General features: G+C 71.6%; 11 protein-coding genes and 1 pseudogene. 6 read left to right on the top strand and 6 right to left on the bottom strand.

Features of this window, described 5'->3' with window-relative positions; genetic code table 11:
* Positions 1–106: 106 nt before the first annotated feature.
* Positions 107–1504, top strand: coding sequence for a hypothetical protein (locus tag OG584_RS30995; RefSeq protein ID WP_405782760.1), 1398 nt, complete (start codon positions 107–109; stop codon positions 1502–1504).
* A gap of 50 nt (positions 1505–1554) precedes the next feature.
* Here the strand turns inward: OG584_RS30995 and meaB are convergent, their stop codons facing one another.
* The 5 genes from meaB to OG584_RS30970 form a co-directional block, all read right to left on the bottom strand.
* Complete coding sequence (meaB, locus tag OG584_RS30990; RefSeq protein ID WP_405782759.1) at positions 1555–2550, bottom strand: methylmalonyl Co-A mutase-associated GTPase MeaB; 996 nt, start codon at positions 2548–2550, stop codon at positions 1555–1557.
* Positions 2551–4752 carry a methylmalonyl-CoA mutase gene (gene scpA, locus OG584_RS30985; RefSeq protein ID WP_405782758.1) on the bottom strand — a complete coding sequence of 734 codons (2202 nt, stop codon included), beginning with the start codon at positions 4750–4752 and terminating at the stop codon, positions 2551–2553.
* Entirely contained in the window at positions 4752–6641 is a 1890-nt protein-coding gene (locus OG584_RS30980; protein WP_405782757.1) for a methylmalonyl-CoA mutase family protein, read from the bottom strand. Before OG584_RS30980 ends, scpA begins: the two co-directional genes overlap by 1 nt.
* Positions 6642–6791: 150 nt before the next feature.
* Complete coding sequence (locus OG584_RS30975) at positions 6792–10496, bottom strand: S8 family serine peptidase (protein WP_405782756.1); 3705 nt, start codon at positions 10494–10496, stop codon at positions 6792–6794.
* A gap of 147 nt (positions 10497–10643) precedes the next feature.
* Entirely contained in the window at positions 10644–11432 is a 789-nt protein-coding gene (locus OG584_RS30970; protein ID WP_405782755.1) for a crotonase/enoyl-CoA hydratase family protein, read from the bottom strand.
* A gap of 163 nt (positions 11433–11595) precedes the next feature.
* On the opposite strand from OG584_RS30970, the gene OG584_RS30965 reads away from it, so the two are divergent.
* Positions 11596–12117, top strand: coding sequence for a nuclear transport factor 2 family protein (locus OG584_RS30965; protein ID WP_405782753.1), 522 nt, complete (start codon positions 11596–11598; stop codon positions 12115–12117).
* Between the two features lie 125 nt (positions 12118–12242).
* On the top strand, positions 12243–13814 hold the full coding sequence (gene lnt, locus OG584_RS30960) for an apolipoprotein N-acyltransferase (protein WP_405782752.1): 1572 nt from the start codon (positions 12243–12245) through the stop codon (positions 13812–13814).
* Here lnt and OG584_RS30955 read toward each other — a convergent pair.
* Positions 13738–14643, bottom strand: coding sequence for a Gfo/Idh/MocA family protein (locus tag OG584_RS30955; protein WP_405782751.1), 906 nt, complete (start codon positions 14641–14643; stop codon positions 13738–13740). The two genes, lnt and OG584_RS30955, sit on opposite strands and share 77 nt — an antisense overlap.
* Before the next feature lie 543 nt (positions 14644–15186).
* On the opposite strand from OG584_RS30955, the gene OG584_RS30950 reads away from it, so the two are divergent.
* From OG584_RS30950 to OG584_RS30940, 3 genes and pseudogenes are all read left to right on the top strand, one after another.
* Positions 15187–15699 carry a DinB family protein gene (locus OG584_RS30950; RefSeq protein ID WP_405782750.1) on the top strand — a complete coding sequence of 171 codons (513 nt, stop codon included), beginning with the start codon at positions 15187–15189 and terminating at the stop codon, positions 15697–15699.
* 40 nt (positions 15700–15739) lie between these two features.
* Positions 15740–16611 (top strand): annotated as a pseudogene (locus tag OG584_RS30945) (NADP-dependent oxidoreductase); the annotation flags it as partial.
* Between the two features lie 156 nt (positions 16612–16767).
* Positions 16768–17319 carry a hypothetical protein gene (locus OG584_RS30940; RefSeq protein WP_405782749.1) on the top strand — a complete coding sequence of 184 codons (552 nt, stop codon included), beginning with the start codon at positions 16768–16770 and terminating at the stop codon, positions 17317–17319.
* Positions 17320–17455: the final 136 nt, after the last annotated feature.

The raw sequence follows: 17455 nt of genomic DNA, 5'->3' as shown, positions 1-17455 counted from the left end.
TGACGAAACTCTGACGTCGGACGGCGCGGGCGCGGAGATCTGACGGTTCGGTGACGGGCGGTGCCGCCTCGGCCCTTCCGCCGGGCCGGCGGCCTAGCGTGGGTGTGTGACAGCCCCTGCCCCCACCGACCGGAAATCCGCCGGACCCGTGCACGCGGCGGGCCGCGGACGGCGCCCGGACGTCATCGCCGCGGTCGCCGGAGCGCTGCTCGTCGCTGCTGCTGCGGTGGCCGGCACCGTCATCCAGAACGCCGACGGCACCCTGCACGTCGGGTGGCCGCCGCTGCTGGCCACCTGGCTCCCGCACGTGGGGCCCGGCACCCCTGCCGCGACGGCCGTCGCGGCAGGGGCCGTCGTCTACGGGCCCGTGCTCGCCGCCCGGCTGTCCTGGCGGTCGCTCACCCTGACGGTCTGGGCCGCGTCGTTGGCCTGGATCTGGTCGCTGGCCCTGGTCGACGGCTGGCAGCGGGGCATCGCCGACCGGTTGACGAACCGGAACGAGTACCTCCAGGTCATCCAGCGGTTCACGCACATCGGCCCGACGCTGCGGAGCTTCAACCAGCACATCCTGATCGGGCACCCGCACAACTGGCCCGCGCACGTGGCGGGGCATCCACCGGGGGCCACTCTGACCTTCGTCTGGCTCGACCGGATCGGCCTGGGCGGCGGCGGATGGGCCGGCGTCTGGTGCATCACCGTCGGCGGGTCGGCGGCGGTCGCGGTGCTCGTGGCCCTGCGCGCGCTGACCTGTGAGAGGACCGCGCGCCGGGCGGCACCCTTCCTCGTCCTGGCACCTGCCGCCGTCTGGATCGGGACCTCGGCCGACGGCTACTTCGCGGCGGTCGCCGCCTGGGCGGTCGCGCTGCTCGCTCTGGCGGCCACGCGCACGGTCCGCCGCCCCGCACTCGTCTCGCTGGCCGCCGGTCTCCTCTTCGGCTGGGCCCTCTACCTCTCGTACGGGCTGACGCTCTTCGCCGTACCGGCCGTGGCCGTGCTCCTCCTGGCCCGTACCGCCCGCCCGTTGGCGCCGGCACTGGCCGGAGTGGCGCTCGTCGCGCTCGCGTTCACGCTCGCGGGCTTCAACTGGTGGGACGCGTACCACCTGCTGGTGGAGCGCTACTACCAGGGCGTGGGGGGAGACCGGCCGCAGAGCTACTGGGTGTGGGGCAACCTCGCCTGCGCCGTGGTCATCTCCGGGCCGGCCACGGTGGCGGGACTGCGGCGCGCGGGAGCCTCGGTCCCCGGTGCGGTCCGCCGGTGGCGCGGCGCGCACGACGGCGCCGGCGACCGCCTCGGGCTGCTCGTCGTCGCCGTACTGCTCGCCATGCTCGTCGCCGATCTCTCGGGCATGAGCAAGGCGGAGACGGAACGGATCTGGATTCCCTTCGCGCTCTGGATGCTGCCGGCGGCGGCTCTGCTGCCCGGCGCGGACCGGCGGCGCTGGCTCACCCTGCAAGCGGCGCTCGCCCTGCTCGTCAACCACCTGCTGCTCACCACGTGGTGACCGGCGGCAGCGGGTACGGCCGGTGCCCGCTTGGCACCGGCCGTACCCGCTCAGGCCGGCGGTGTCCCCCGGAACGCGCCGAGGATCCGCTCAGCGGCGAGCGTCGGGGTCAGCGTCCCGCCCCTCAGCTCCTGTTCGAGCTGGGGGGTGATGCGCCTGACGTCCGGGTGGTCGTGCAACTCCTTCAACAGCCCCTCGCGCACCATGGTCCAGGCCCAGTCGACCTGCTGGTCACGTCGTTTGGCGGCCAGTCCGCCGGATGCGTCCAGGACCTTCCGGTGCTGTTCGAGCCGCTCCCACACCGCGTCGAGACCGAGCGACTCCCGGGCACTGCAACTGAGTACCGGTGGCGTCCAGGCGGCATCGGACGGGTACATCAGCCGCAGCGCCCCGGAGAGTTCACGGGCGGCCGAGCGCGCGTCACGCTCGTGCGGGCCGTCCGCCTTGTTGACCGCGATGACGTCGGCGAGCTCCAGCACACCCTTCTTGATGCCCTGCAGCTGGTCGCCCGTGCGGGCCAGGGTGAGCAGCAGGAACGAGTCCACCATGTCCGACACGGCGGTCTCGGACTGGCCGACGCCGACGGTCTCCACCAGTACGACGTCGTAACCGGCCGCCTCCACCACGACCATGGCCTCCCTGGTGGCTCTGGCGACCCCGCCCAGGGTTCCCGCGGTCGGTGAGGGCCTGACGAAGGCCGCCGGGTCCACGGCCAGCCGCTCCATCCGGGTCTTGTCGCCCAGGATGGAGCCACCGGTCCTGCTGGACGAGGGGTCGACGGCGAGCACCGCCACCCGGTGGCCCAGGCCGGTGAGCAGGGTGCCGAAGGCATCGATGAAGGTGGACTTCCCGACACCGGGCACCCCGCTGATCCCGATCCGGCGTGCCTTCCCCGAGTGCGGGAGCAGGGCGGTCAGGAGCTCCTGAGCGAGGGCGCGGTGGTCCCCGCGGGTGGACTCCACCAGCGTGATGGCGCGGGCGACCGTGGCACGCGACCCGTCGAGGACGCCCTGGGCGTAGCGGTCCGGGTCGATGTGGGCTGCCATCTACAGCTCGTGACCGAGTGCGGTGGCGAGCCGGTTCACCAGGTCGTACGCCGCGTCCGGGATCACGGTCCCCGGCGGGAAGACCGCGGCGGCCCCGGCCTCGTGCAGCGCCGGGATGTCCTGGGGCGGAATGACCCCACCGACGACGATCATGATGTCCTCCCGGCCCTCGGCAGCCAGCTCCTCCCGCAGCGCGGGCACGAGCGTGAGGTGCCCCGCGGCGAGTGAGGAGACCCCCACAATGTGCACGTCGGCCTCGACCGCCTGCCGTGCCACCTCGCCCGGCGTCTGGAAGAGCGGGCCGACGTCCACGTCGAAGCCCAGGTCGGCGAAGGCGGTGGCGATCACCTTCTGGCCCCGGTCATGGCCGTCCTGGCCCATTTTGGCGACCAGGATGCGCGGACGGCGCCCCTCGGCCTCCTCGAAGGAGTCCACGAGGCGGCGTGTGCGCTCCACGGAGGGCGACTCCCCTGCTTCGGTCCGGTACACACCGGAGATCGTACGGATCTGTCCGGCGTGCCGCCCGTAGACCTTCTCCAGGGCGTCGGAGATCTCGCCGACGGTGGCCATGGCCCGCGCCGCGTCGACCGCGAGCGCCAGCAGATTGCCTTCGAGGTCCGGGCCGGGGGCACGGCCGGCGGCGTCGGTCAGCGCCCGCAGCGCCTCCTGGCAGGCTGTTTCGTCCCGCTCCTCGCGCAACCGCTTCAGTTTGGCGACCTGCTGGGTGCGCACCGAGGAGTTGTCGACCTTGAGTACGTCGATCTCCTCGTCGGTCTCCACCCGGTACTTGTTGATGCCCACGACGGGCTGGCGCCCGGAGTCGATACGGGCCTGGGTACGGGCGGCCGCCTCCTCCACACGGAGCTTGGGGATGCCCGCGTCGATGGCCTGCGCCATGCCGCCTGCCGCCTCGACCTCCTCGATGTGCTGCCAGGCCCGCTGGGCCAGGTCATGGGTGAGCTTCTCGACGTACGCGCTGCCGCCCCAGGGGTCGATGACCCGGCAGGTCCCCGATTCCTGCTGGAGCAGCAACTGGGTGTTGCGGGCGATCCGGGCGGAGAAGTCGGTCGGCAGGGCCAGTGCCTCGTCGAGCGCGTTGGTGTGCAGCGACTGGGTGTGGCCCTGGGTCGCGGCCATCGCCTCGACGCAGGTGCGGGTCACGTTGTTGAAGACGTCCTGCGCGGTCAGGGACCAGCCGGAGGTCTGTGAATGGGTGCGCAGTGAGAGCGACTTGGCGTTCTTCGGGTCGAACTCCCCGACCAGCCTGGCCCAGAGCAGCCGGGCCGCACGCAGCTTCGCGATCTCCATGAAGAAGTTCATGCCGATCGCCCAGAAGAAGGAGAGCCGCGGCGCGAAGGAGTCGACGTCCATCCCCGCGGCGATCCCGGCGCGCAGGTACTCCACCCCGTCGGCGAGGGTGTAGGCGAGCTCCAGATCGGCCGTCGCGCCCGCTTCCTGGATGTGGTAGCCGGAGATGGAGATGGAGTTGTAGCGCGGCATCTTCTGCGAGGTGTACGCGAAGATGTCGGAGATGATCCGCATGGAGGGCTTCGGCGGATAGATGTAGGTGTTGCGGACCATGAACTCCTTGAGGATGTCGTTCTGGATGGTCCCCGCCAGCTTCTCCGGCGGTACGCCCTGCTCCTCGGCGGCGACGATGTACAGCGCCAGCACGGGCAGCACCGCCCCGTTCATCGTCATGGACACCGACATTTTGTCCAGCGGGATGCCGTCGAAGAGCTGTCGCATGTCGTAGATCGAGTCGATGGCGACGCCCGCCATGCCGACGTCGCCCGTGACGCGCGGGTGGTCGCTGTCGTAACCGCGGTGCGTCGGCAGGTCGAAGGCGACCGAGAGGCCCTTCTGACCGGCCGCCAGGTTGCGGCGGTAAAAGGCGTTCGACTCCTCGGCGGTGGAGAATCCGGCGTACTGCCTGATCGTCCAGGGCTGGTTGACGTACATCGTCGGGTACGGACCGCGGAGGTACGGCGCGATCCCCGGGTACGTGGCGAGGAAGTCGAGCCCCTCGGTGTCCTGGCCGGTGTAGAGGGGTTTGACGGGGATGCCCTCGGGGGTCTGCCAGATGAGCTCGTCGACGCTGTGGCCCGTGGATTCCTTCACGGCCGCCCGCCACTGCTCCTCGGTGGCCCCGGTGGAGGCACCCGGCCCCAGTTCGGTCTCTGTGAAGTCCGGGATCTGCATTACGCCACTCCCATACGGTCGAGGACGGAGGTCAGCACGGCCACCACGTCTCCTCCGGCGAAGACGAACGAGTCGACCCCGGAGTCCACATATGCGTCCCGGCGGTCCCCGGGGCGGCCGGCGAGGAACACCTGCCGCGCTCCGGCGGCCTTCAGTGCGGTGGCGGTTTCCTGCGCCTGCTCGGCGTAGACCGCGTCGCTGGAACAGATGCACGCCAGGGTGGTGCCCGATGTGGTGAAGGCCGCAGCGGCGGTGCCGGGGGCGCCCGGCACCGGGCCGTGGACCGGCTCGATGCCGCCTGCCTGGAAGAGGTTGGCGGCGAAGGTGGCGCGCGCGGTGTGCGCGGCGGCCGGTCCGAGTGCGGCCAGGAAGACCCGCGGGCGGGCGCCGGTCGCCGCCAGATGGGCGTCCGAGCGGGCGCGCAGCGCTTCGAAGGCGTCGTCGCGGTGCACGACGGGCAGGCCGCCCGCGGGGGCGGCGGGCGCTGGGTCCCGCACCACGGCACGCTCGACGAGCTGGGGGAACTCGCTGACACCGGTGACCGGTTCACGGCGCTCCGCCAGCTTCGCGCGGCGCAGTTCCCAGGTGGCCGCGAGCCGTCCGGCGACCAGCCCGGACCGCAGGGCCTGTTCCTGCCCTCCGGCCCTTTCGATTTCCTGGAACCATTCCCAGGCCGCCCTGGCCAGTTCGTCGGTGAGCTGCTCCACGTACCAGGACCCGCCCGCGGGGTCGATCACCCGTGCCAGGTGGGACTCCTCGACGAGGATCGTCGACGTGTTGCGGGCGATGCGGCGGGCGAAGTCGTCCGGCAGTCCCAGCGTGTGGTCGAAGGGCAGCACGGTCACGGCGTCCGCGCCGCCCGTCCCCGCGGCCAGGCAGGCGACCGTCGTGCGGAGCATGTTCACCCACGGGTCGCGCCGCGCCATCATGACGGGCGACGTCACCGCGTGCTGGTGCTGCGCGCCGGCCGCCGGAGCGCCGCTGGCCTCGGCGACCCGGGCCCAGAGACGGCGCGCGGCGCGCAGTTTCGCGATGGTCAGGAACTGGTCGGCGGTGGCCGCGTAGCGGAACTCCAGCTGCCCGCAGGCCGCCTCGACGCCGAGTCCGGCCGCGGTCAGGTCACGGAGGTACGCCACCGCTGTGGCGAGCGAGCACCCGAGCTCCTGGGCCGCCGAGCCGCCCGCCCCGTGGTAGGGCAGCGCGTCCACGACGAGTGCCCGCAGCCGCGGGTACTGCCGGTGGCACAGCTCCGCGAGGGCGACGGCTTGCGCGGTGTGTCCGGCGACGGCGTCGTGCACGCCGGTGCGGGCCGCGTGGCCCAGCGGGTCCGCGCCGAGGGTGCCGAGCGCGGCCTCCGGGGCCACGCCGCGTTCCTCGTAGAGCCGCAGCAACTCCCTCGCCGCGCTGTCGAATTCGCCGCCCGCGTCGAGGACGACCGGCGCCAGGTCGAGGTGGACGCCTTCGACGGCCCTGCCGAGAGCGGCCACCGGGACACCGGCACCGCCCACGGTGAGCCATACGGAGGACACACCGTTCTCCAGGTCGGCGAGCACCGCCTCGTTCGTGCGAGCCGCGTCGGGCCGGCTGTGCTGCTGGCGTACGTCCCAGCCGGCTGCCGCGCCGCCTGCCGCGGTGCTGCCGCGGGTGAACGGGGCGGCGCCCGGGAACCCCGCCGATCCGGGGGGCCCGCCACCGTCCGGGGCGGTGTAGAGCGGCTGGACGACCAGACCGTCGTCCAGTTCGGTGGAGAGCGCTGCTTCCGCCGCCGTACCCGGGACATCCTTACCCGATTTGCGCAGCACACCTTCCACAAGGCTCTGCCACTGCTCATGGGTCGCACGCGGGAATCCGGCGGCCAGGGGGAACCCGTTGTCGGGCAGGACCGTCATGCTCAGATGCTAGGCGAGACGGACAGGTGGGCAGTCGGGGGAACCACTGTGACCTTGGACTCTCTCGGATACGCGGGAGCCCGGTCACGGCGTGCACCGCAACCGGGCTCCTGGTCCGGACCGAACGGCCGGAGGAACGGCTCTCCGGCGTTACTTCACCCCCACCGCACGGATGATCTCCTGCTTCACGGAGCCGCCCCGGTCGTCGGCGGCGGAGGCGCGCAGCGAGATGTAGCCGGCGTCCGCCGGCACCCGGAGCGACCCCTTCCAGGCGGCGGAGTCGCCGTGGACCCCGCTGAGCCCGACGGACTTCCAGGTCTTGCCGTCGTCGTACGAGACCTCCAGCGTCCCGGACTTGACCGTTCCGGTGCCCGCGGCGCCCTTGACGTACTCGGCGCTGATCCCGATGGGCAGGGTCCGCCCGGCACGGACGTCACCGGCCAGGTCGGTGTTCACGTCGAAGCCGAGGTTGAGCAGCGGCAGATAGGTGGCGCGGTCCGACGGCGTCTCGGCGGACCTGAAGGTCCACTCGGAGTGCCCCTTCGTGGAGAGCACCCAGGTTCCCGGGTCCCGGGTGGTGTCGGTGACCACCTTGTACGTGGCCTCGGCCGGGTCGGCGTCCCACGCGTACGCTCCCGAGCTGGTCGCGTGGTCGACCTGGACCCCGTTCGCGTACACGTCGGTGGTCTGGGTCATGGAGCTGTCGCTCCACACATCGCCGAATCCGGTGTGGTCGGGGCCGGAGTCGCCCCAGCCCGGGGTGTTGAACTGCAGATCGTTGCCTGTGCGCTGCTGGCCCCAGCCCAGGCCGGTGCCGAGCCAGGGGTGCAGCACGGGCTTGAACCAGTCGAGTCCGGTGCGGCTGCCTCCCTTGTAGGTGACGAGGCCGCTGCGCTCCTCCAGCGAGGTCGGGCCCGCGGTGACGGACTGCATCCACGTCTGGCCATTGCCGGTGCTGACGTAGTCGGTGCGCTCGGCCGGGTAGTGGGTCCTCTCCGCGAATCCGTAGCCGATCGGGAAGGTCCCGGTGATCGAGTAGCGGAACTCACCGCCGTCGACGGGCTCGGCGGCGTGGAACTTGGTGTCGAGGGTGGCGAGGTCCTTCTTGCCCGGCTTGAACGTCAGGTTCTTCGGGACGGCGCCCGGGTGTCCTTCGGAGAGGTCGTAGACATAGGGCGTGTAGCGGGTTCCGGTGAGCTGCACCGTGCCGTGGCCGCGTGCGGTGGCGGCCAGCAGGGCGCCGTCGGCTGCGTTCACGGACGCCACCTGAAGCGGGGTGTCCGAGCCGTCGTCCGCGCCGAACCAGGTACTCAGCCGACCCGGCGTGTCATCGGTGACGAAGAGCGAGACCGCTCCGGCCTGCTGTGCGGCGGCCGCGAGCTGCTGCGGGGTGACATCGGCTGTGGCGCGCACCAGCACGGCCTTGCCGCGCACGTTCTTTCCCTCGTACTCGGCCGCTGTGCCGGTGCCGAGGTCGGCCATCCCCACGCGGTGCTTGCCGTCGAGCAGGGTGGAACCGCCCTGTACGACCGTTCCGCTCAGCCGCTTGCCACCGGCGACCGCTTCGAGGAGCGGCTTGCCGAGGCGCCAGACGGTGCGGTATTCGAAGCTTCCGTCGGTGACCTTCCGGGTGGGCGCGGCGAAGATGCTGTCGTAGGTGAGGGGCACCTGTACCGCTCCCCCGAAGTCCGCGCCGTTCGCCTTCCGGTCGAACTCCATCAGCAGCTGACGGGTCTCCGTGCGCCGCGGCACCTGGGCCTTGATCTGGTGCAACTGCCGTCCGTCGAGGGTGATCTCACGGTTGCCGTCGAGGACGATCTGCGGATCGGCGAGGAATCCGAGACCGAGCGAGTCCTTGCCTGCGGCGCCGCGTACGTCGAGGAAGGACGCCACCGAGTAGCTGCCGGGCTTCAGCCGCAGGGTGAGGGTGCCGGAGTCGCCGACGGCCGCGTTGTACGGGTCGGTCCCCGGGGCGAGTTCCTGGACGGCGAGACCGGCGGCGGTCGGCGCGCCGTCGCGGTCCTTCACATGGATGGTGAGGCTGTACCGCTCCTCCTCCTTGACCAGGCCGAAGGCGGTGTGCGCGACGGTCTTGCCGCCGGCGCTCGCGGTGATCTGCCCGGATGTGCTGCCGACGGGCGCTCCGGCGCCGTCGCCGGTGACGGTGGTCTGCGCGGTGGAGTGCGCGGGTACGGTCAGGCTCGTGTCGGCGAGCTTCACGACGCCGTCGGCCGCCCCGTCGGCGGCGAGCGAAAGGGTCACCGGTGTGTCCGAGGAGTTGGCGTAGGTCAGCGTGCGGGTGACGGGCTTGTCGTCCTGGTAGGGCCAGGAGTAGAAGCCGAGGTCGGCGCTGCCGGTGGCGGTGATGCTCGCTGTGGTGGCCGCGGGGACGTCGACCCGGCCCGCGCCCAGCGTGTACACCGGGTCGGGCAGCGTCTTCGACGTCGACATCAGCGCGTCCTTGAGCTGCTGCCCTGTCCAGTCGGGGTGCTTCTGGGCGAGGAGTGCGGCGACGCCTGCGACATGCGGGGTGGCCATCGACGTGCCGCTCATGGTCTGGTACGAGCCGGTTCCCTCGGCGTACTGGGAACGTGCGGCGAGGATGTCCACGCCGGGCGCCGACAGGTCGGGCTTGAGCGCGTTGTCGCCGAGCCGCGGGCCCTGGCTGGTGAAGTCAGCGGGCTGGTCCGCGGAGTCCACGGCGCCGATGGTGAGAGCCGAGTCCGCGGCACCGGGCGAGCCGATGGAAGTGGGGGCACCGGTGTTGCCGGCGGCGACGACGAACAGGGCGCCGGTGTCCTTGGACAGGGTGTTGACCGCGGCGGCCATGGGGTCGGTGCCGTCGCTGGCCTCCTGGGAGCCCAGGCTCATGCTGATGATCCTGGCGTGGATGTCCTTGGCGGCCCACTCCATGCCCGCGATGATCTGGGAGTCGGTGCCGGAGCCCTCGTCGGAGAGGACCTTGCCGATGGCCAGGTCGGCGTCCGGGGCGACACCTTTCTCCTTGCCGTCGGACGCCGCGCCGCTGCCGCCCACGGTCGATGTGGTGTGGGTGCCGTGGCCGTTGCGGTCGGTTGTCTCCTCGCCCGCGATGAACGACTTGGACGCGCTGATCCGGCCCTTGAGGTCGGGGTGGTCGGCGTCCACTCCGGTGTCGAGGACGGCCACCTTGACCCCCTTGCCCGTGAGTCCGGCCTGCCACGCCTCGGGGGTGCCGATCTGCGCGTTGCTCTCGGCCATGTCGGCCTCGACCTTGCCGTCGAGCCAGACCTTGGCCACTCCGTCGCCGAAGGAACCGGCCTGCCGGGTACGGGAGTCGGTGAGCGTCTTCCAGAGGGCGCCGGACGGTGCGGCGTGCACGGCGGCTCCGCCCACGCTCGGCAGCGACCGTACGGTCGTGGCGCCGCGCGGTGCGGCGCTGCGGACCCCCTTGCCGTACGTGACGATCAGGGGCAGCGCGTCGGCCTTGCCCGCGCCGATGCCCTGCTCGATGAGGCCGGTGACGTCGAAGAGCCGCTTGTCGAGTGCGCCCGAGCGGAGGTAGGGCAGGACCTCGTCGGGCAGCACGGTCACCCGGCCGTTGGACGTCTGGCTGCGGACGGCCCCGCTCGCGCCTTTCGGGCGCTCGACGGAGACCGTGCTGTGACCGCCGCCGATGTCGGTGACGGTCACCCGGTCACCGGTGATCAGCGTGACGGTGTGCGTCGCGTGAGCGGTGGCGGACGGCGCCGTGCGGGACGGCGCGGTGGTCCTGCCCGCTCCTGTCGCCGCGAGCGCCTGGCCTGCCGGGAGCAGTACGAGCGCGAGTCCGGCGGAGAGCCATCTGGCTCTCCGCCACGCAGGTGCTCTGGTCATGGTGCCCCTCTCTCCGGGGGCCCGGGATGAAGGGGGTGGCCCCGGGCACTGCGAAGAGTCTCGGGGCGCTCGCGGCGCCGGTGGGGCGAATGCGCTGGCGGATAGGTGCCATGGCGGATAACTGCCAGCGCGTCAGGTGCGTCCAGGTCAGCGGCGGTCGGCCGGCGGGCGGCCGAACGATCCGTGCCGCCCCGCTCCGGCGGCGAACTCGTCCGCCCCGCGCTGCGCCTGCGTGAGCGAGGTCAGGCCGTGCCGCAGTTCGCCCTCCAGCGCGTCGGCCTCCGGCAGGCCGCTCTGCTCCAGCAGTGCGAGACGGTCCTCCCGCAGGCAGGTCTGCGGGAACGCGGCGATGGAGGCGGCGAGTTCCTCGGCGGCGGCCCGAGCGGTACCCGCCGGGACCACCCGGTTGGCAAGCCCGATCGCGTGAGCCTCGGCCGCGCCGACCGGGCGGCCGGTCAGTATCAGGTCCATCGCCCGGCTCTCGCCGATCAGGCGGGGCAGCCTTACCGTCCCCCCGTCGATCAGCGGTACTCCCCAGCGGCGGCAGAACACCCCGAACACGGCGTCCTCATCGGCCACCCGCAGGTCGCACCAGAGCGCGAGTTCCAGTCCGCCGGCCACCGCGTGGCCGGAGACGGCGGCGATCACCGGCTTGCCGAGCCGCATCCGGGTCGGCCCCATCGGGCCGTCCCCCTCACCGGCGGTCGCGGTGACGGTGTTGCCGCGCGGCGTGCCGACGGCTTTGAGGTCCGCCCCGGCGCAGAAGGTCCCGCCCTCGCCCCAGAGCACGGCCACCGCCGCACCGGGGTCGGCGTCGAAGGCCCGGAAGGCGTCCGCCAGCGCCAGAGCGGTGGGTCCGTCGACGGCGTTGCGCGCCTCCGGCCGTGCGAGCACCACGGTGGTGACGGGGCCGTTGCGTTCACTGCGTACGGGCATCCGGGTGACTCTCCTCGGTTCCGGCCGGGTCGCACCCGGGCGAGCAGCTCTGGTGCCGCAGCAGTAGCACGGCGGCCGACAGGCCCACAAGCGCCGCCGGGGCCGCCCGGGGCGATGGTGCAGACCCCTTGGCCCGGGGCGCCGGCTGCCGGAGACTGAGCCGATGACTCAGCGCGTGGAACTCGCTACCGTGATGGACCGGCTGGACATCGATGAACTGATCACCGGATACGCGGTGGCGGTGGACGACGGCGAATGGGCCGACTACCGCGCCCTGTTCGAGCCGGAGGGCCGGGCCGACTACCGCACGGCGGGCGGCGTGGAGGGCCCCGCCGCGGAGGTCGCCGACTGGCTCGCGGAGATGATGCGGCTCTTCCCCGTACGCCAGCACCTGATCGTCAACCGGCGGCTGCGGCTGCAGGATCTGGGCGGCTACCCGGGAGACCGGGCGGAACTGCAGGCCGACTACCTCAACCCGATGCGGCTGGAGTCCCGGCCGTCCGGTGGGGGCGGCGGCGGTCCGGCTGCGGACGCGGCAGCCGCAACCGGGCCGGCAGCGCCGGACTTCGTCTCCGGCGGCCGCTACGACTTCAGCGTGGTGCGGACGGACAGCGGATGGCGGCTGAGCAAGGTCGTCGTGCGTGAGAAGTGGCGGCGTGTTCCCGGCGCGCCCGGTGGGGCCTGACACGCCGAGCGCGCGCGGGCGCACTGTCCGTGGCCGTCCGGCTACCTCACACTGTGGGAAGCGGCCACTCGGCGGAGACCGTCCGCACGGAGCTGCTCACGGGGGCGGGAGCGAGGAGGCGCGGGATGCGGATGCCGCTGGAGCGACTGCGGAGGGCCGGCCGCTCGCCGTGGTGGCGCGGCGCCGCCGCGCTGCTGGCCGGGGCGCTGCCGGCGCTGGCCTTCCCGGCGCCGTCCCTCTGGTGGTTCGCCTATGTGGCCCTGGTGCCCTGGATGCTGCTGGCGCGCTCGGCGCCCACGGCGCGGCGGGCGGCGCTGGACAGCTGGCTGGGCGGTACCGGGTTCATGATCTCCGTTCATCACTGGCTCATCCCCAGCCTGAACGTCTTCATCGTGGTCCTGGCAGCGCTGCTGGGGCTGCTCTGGGCCCCGTGGGGGTGGCTGGTCCGCTGGATGCTGGGCGGCGCCGCGGCTCCCGCACGGGTGGCGGCGTCTCTGGTCGTGGTCCCCTCCGGGTGGCTGATGGCCGAGTTGGTGAGGTCCTGGCAGGGGCTCGGCGGCCCCTGGGGGCTACTCGGCTCCAGTCAGTGGCAGTTCACGCCGGCCCTGCGGCTGGCCTCGGTGGGCGGCGTCTGGCTGGTGAGCCTGCTCGTGGTGGCGGTGAACACCGGCGCCGTGGCACTGGTGGTTGCGGATTCCGCTCGTACGACCGCGGTCGCCGGGGTGCTGGCCTGCGCCGCGCTCACCGCGGCCGTGTGGGTATGGGCGCCGCGCCCCGAGACGGCCGGCGGGACCCGCGTCGCCGTGGTCCAGCCGGGCGTCACCCGGCAGATCAAAGACCGCTTCAACCGGAGTGAGGCCCTGACCAGGCAGCTGACCGGCCGCCACATCGACCTGGTGGTGTGGGGCGAGAGCAGCGTCGGCCACGATCTGGCGGGCCGCCCGGATCTGACGGCGCGTATCACCAGGCTGTCCCGGCAGACGGGGGCGGACATCCTGGTCAATGTGGATGCCCGGCGTTCGGACGCACCGGGCATCTACAAGAGTTCCGTACTCGTCGGCCCGAAGGGGCTGACCGGCGACCGCTACGACAAGATGCGGCTTGTACCGTTCGGTGAGTACATCCCGGCACGCTCGCTCCTCGGCTGGGCGACATCGGTGGGCCGCGCCGCCGCCGAGGACCGCAGGCACGGCACGCACCAGGTCATCATGAAACTGCCCGGCGGGCTCCGGGTGGGCCCGCTGATCTGCTTCGAATCGGCGTTCCCCGACATGGGCAGACAGCTGACGAGGGACGGCTCCCAGCTCCTCGTCGCCCAGTCGTCGACCTCGTCGTTCCAGCACAGCTGGGCGCCCGAGCAGCACGCTTCGCTGGCCGCGCTGCGGGCGGCCGAGAGCGGCCGCCCGATGGTGCACGCGACACTCACCGGGATGAGCGCGGTGTACGGCCCTGGAGGCGATCAGGTCGGCCCCCGGCTGGGCACCGGTAGCAGCGCCGCCCAGGTGTACGACATCCCGCTGGCCCACGGCACGACGCTGTACGTCAGATTCGGCGACTGGCCGGTGCACGGCGCCCTGGCCGTCCTCGCCCTGTTGTGCGCCGTCGAGGGCCTGCGCTCGGTCAGAAGGCCTGCGCCTCAGCCCGCAGGACGACCCGCTCGCAGAGTTCATGGGTCAGCAGGGCGTCCCGGGCGCTGAGCAGCTTCCCGGCCGCGACCGCTTCGACGAAGCCGGTGACGGCCTGCTCGATACCGCGCTGGCGGGCCACCGGAACCCAGTCGCCGCGACGGCGCACCGTCGGCTGCCCCTTGTGGTCGATGATCTCCGCGAGGTTGACGATCTGGCGCTTGGTCCCGTGGCCCGAGACTTCGAGGATCTCCTCGGTGGAGCCGCTCACCCGGTTCATCGAACCGATCGCGGAGAAGCCGTCACCGGAGAGGTGGAGCACCACATGGTGCATCAGCCCTTCGCGGATCCGGGCCCGCACCTCCACGTGCTCGACCGGTCCCGGAGCCAGGAAGCGGAGCGTGTCGACGACATGGATGAAGTCGTCGAGGACGAGCGTGCGTGGCTTCTCGGCGAGATCCGTCCGGTTCTTCTGCATCAGGATCAGGTCGCGGGGATGCTCGGCGCACTGGGCGTAGCCCGGGGCCAGCCGCCGGTTGAAGCCGACGGCGAGGCTCACCCCGCGCTCTTCGGCGAGGGCCACAAGACGTTCGGACTCGGCGAGTTCGTACGAGAGCGGCTTGTCGACATAGGTCGCGACGCCCGCGTGGAGCAGTCTGCTGACGATCTCGGGGTGGACTGCGGTCGGCGCGTGGACGAAGGCCGCGTCGAGGCCCTCAGCCAGCAGGGAGTCCAGGTCGGTGTGGCACCGGTCCGCCGGGATGTGGAAGGTCTCGGCGACGCGGGCGAGAGTGGCCGGTGTCCGGGTCTGGAGATGCAGTTCGATCCCGGGTCCGGAGGTCAGTACCGGCAGATACGCCTTCTGCGCGATGTCCCCGAGCCCGATGCAGCCGACCTTCACAGGGTCTCCCTATCCATCTGTCGATGTGTCGCTCTTTTTACCGGTCCGACTTGTCACCGGTCCGACGGCCGGCCCGTTCAGCGGTCCGTCGTGTCCCGCGTGTCCTGGATTCCGTGCCTGGGCAGCATACGTGCGCCGGGGCGGCTGCCGACCGGCCATGTCCGCGAGGGAGCGCAGCACCGGATCGGGCCCGAGGATGGAGAAGGCGCTGATCAGAGAGTTTCGTACCGCCACCACCGAGAGTTTCGTACCGCCACCACCGCCGGTGCGCTGCGCAGGGTCGGCGGCCGGACGGTGCCGGCTGCCTGACGGGCCATCGCCGTCGTACTCGGCGGCCGCTCCACCGTGTTGCGACGCGAGGGCCCCCGTCGGGTCGGCCCACGGCCCGGCCCGTGGGCGAGTCAGCAGGTGTCCCACTCCCCGCAGGAGATGCCGGTGGAGATGCCGGTGGCGCAGAACGGGACGGCGGGGATGTCCGCAGCCCCGGACCCTCAGCCGCATATCAGTGGCGCCGCGGCCGACGCGTGGGTGATGATCCCCCACATGACAGCACCGGAACGCCAGGAACCCTCGCTCACCGCCGACGAACGCACCATGCTCGAAGGATGGCTGGACTACCACCGCGCCACGCTGGCCCTCAAATGCGCAGGACTCGACGAGAAGCAGCTGCGCGAGGCGTCCGTGCCGCCTTCGGAACTGTCGCTGCTCGGGCTCGTACGGCATCTGGCGGAGGTGGAGCGGGGCTGGTTCCTCGAGGTGCTCAAGGGTGAGGACACCCCGCCGCTGTATTTCAGCGAGGAGGATCCGGACGGAGAGTTCCACCTGACCGATTCGGACACCTGGGACGAGGCGTACAGCACCTGGCAGCAGGCGATAGCCCACGCGCGCGAAGTGGCCGCCCGCTTCTCGCTGGACGACCTCTCCGTGGGCCGCGGCCGGCGGGGCGAGCAGTTCAGCGTGCGGTGGATCTACACACACATGATCGAGGAGTACGCCCGCCACAACGGTCACGCCGATCTCGTCCGCGAGCGGATCGACGGCGTCACCGGCGACTGAGGCCTGTCTCCCCGATCAGAGCGATCAGTCCGGCGCCACTATGCGCGCAGTTCGCTTCCACGAGTACGGCGGCGTGGACAACTTGGTGGTTGAGCAGGCACCCGACCCGCATCCCGGACCTCGCGAGATCCGGGTCCGCGTCGCGGCGGCCAACGTCAAGCCCATCGACTGGAAACTGCGCGCGGCGCTCTGCGCCCGTTCCTTCCGCTGGAGTTGCCTGCCATTCCCGGTCGTGACGCCGTTGGCGTGGTCGACGAGATCGGTGACGACGTGGCGGGAGTGAGCACCGGTGACCGTGTCTTCGGGCTGGGTGGTGTCACCGGGGCCGCTGCCGAGCTGGTCGTTCTCTCGACCTGGGCCCCGGCCTCCGCCGAGTGGAGCGACGAGCAGGCCGCGGGCGCCGGTCTCGCTTCGGTGACCGCAATGGGTGGGCTGAACGCGCTCGGCTCTCTTGCGGGGCGGACCCTCCTCGTCGAGGGCGCGGCGGGAGGCGTGGGCAGTGCCGCTGTCGAGATCGCTGTGGAGCAGGGAGCCACCGTGATCGGGACAGCGAGCGAACGCAACCACGAGTTCCTCACCTCGCTCGGCGCCACTCACACGACGTACGGCCCGGACCTCGCACAGCGCCTCGCCGGGCTGACTCCGCACGGCGTCGACATCGCCCTCGACACCACGGCCTCCGGCTCCCTGGACGACCTCATCGCGATCACGGGCGACCCGACGCGGGTCGCGACAGTCGCCGACCACGCGCGAGGGGAGCGCCTGGGCACGCAGGTGGTCAACGCGGAGAACGACTCGACCCTCCTGTCCGCGGCGGCCGAACTGGGCAGGGAAGGCCGCTACACACCCCGCATCGAAGAGAGCTACCCCCTGGAGAAGCTCGCCGACGCCCACGCGCACGCTGAGCGTGGCCGACAGCTGATGCCCTGCGGCTCTTGTTCGAGGACGCTCCTGGCTCCCTGCCGCAAGGGGTCCTTGCACTATGAGCGCCAGCCCGCCCGGGTCGCGCGGGCTGGCGCTCATAGTGCAAGGACCCCTAAGGCGTGAGGCCGACCGTAGGATGGCGGGATGTTGCTGATCCACGACGGGAAAGCGGCCGCCGACGCGCCCGTCCTGCGCACCGGTGGCGTCCCGCGCGTTCCGGACGGATTCGTCTGGCCAGTGTGCCGCGAATGCCATGGCCCCATGCAGTTTCTCGTCCATCTTCCACTGCCGTTCGGCGTGGTGGCAGTGTTCTTCTGCCAGAACGACCCCGGTATGTGTGACGACTGGAACGCTACTGCCGGAGGCAACGCCGCCTTCCTCTTCAGTGGCAAGCTCTCCCCGGCTGCCGCTCCGGCCGAGGGAGAGACGCATCTCGGCGCGGTCACCGCCTTGCGGCTTCATCCCGAGAGCACGCCCACCGACGAACCGGTATTGGGACGGCTGGGCGGCGAACCGGACTGGCTCCAGGATGACGAGACCCCCGTCTGCTCCTCTTGCAGTGCCCTGATGGCGTTCACCGCGGAACTGGAGGAGGGCGACGACTTCGCCGCCTCCGCCAACTTCGGCGGCGGGGGGCGTGGTTATGTCTTCAGCTGCCGGCCGTGCGGCGAGGCAGCGTTTCTCTGGCAGTGCTGAACCCCTCCTGACAGCAATCATGCCCGGAGCCGCAGCCGGTGACCCTGTCTGCACCCAGGTGTTGTCCGAGCTGGGTGGCCGGCAACGGTGGGACCGCGTTCAGGAGTGGCTTGTGCCCCACCACCAAGTGTTCATG

It is taken from the genome of Streptomyces sp. NBC_00859 (genome assembly GCF_045161865.1).
GTDB lineage: Bacteria > Actinomycetota > Actinomycetes > Streptomycetales > Streptomycetaceae > Streptomyces.
This window is presented reverse-complemented; position numbering and strand designations above follow the sequence as displayed.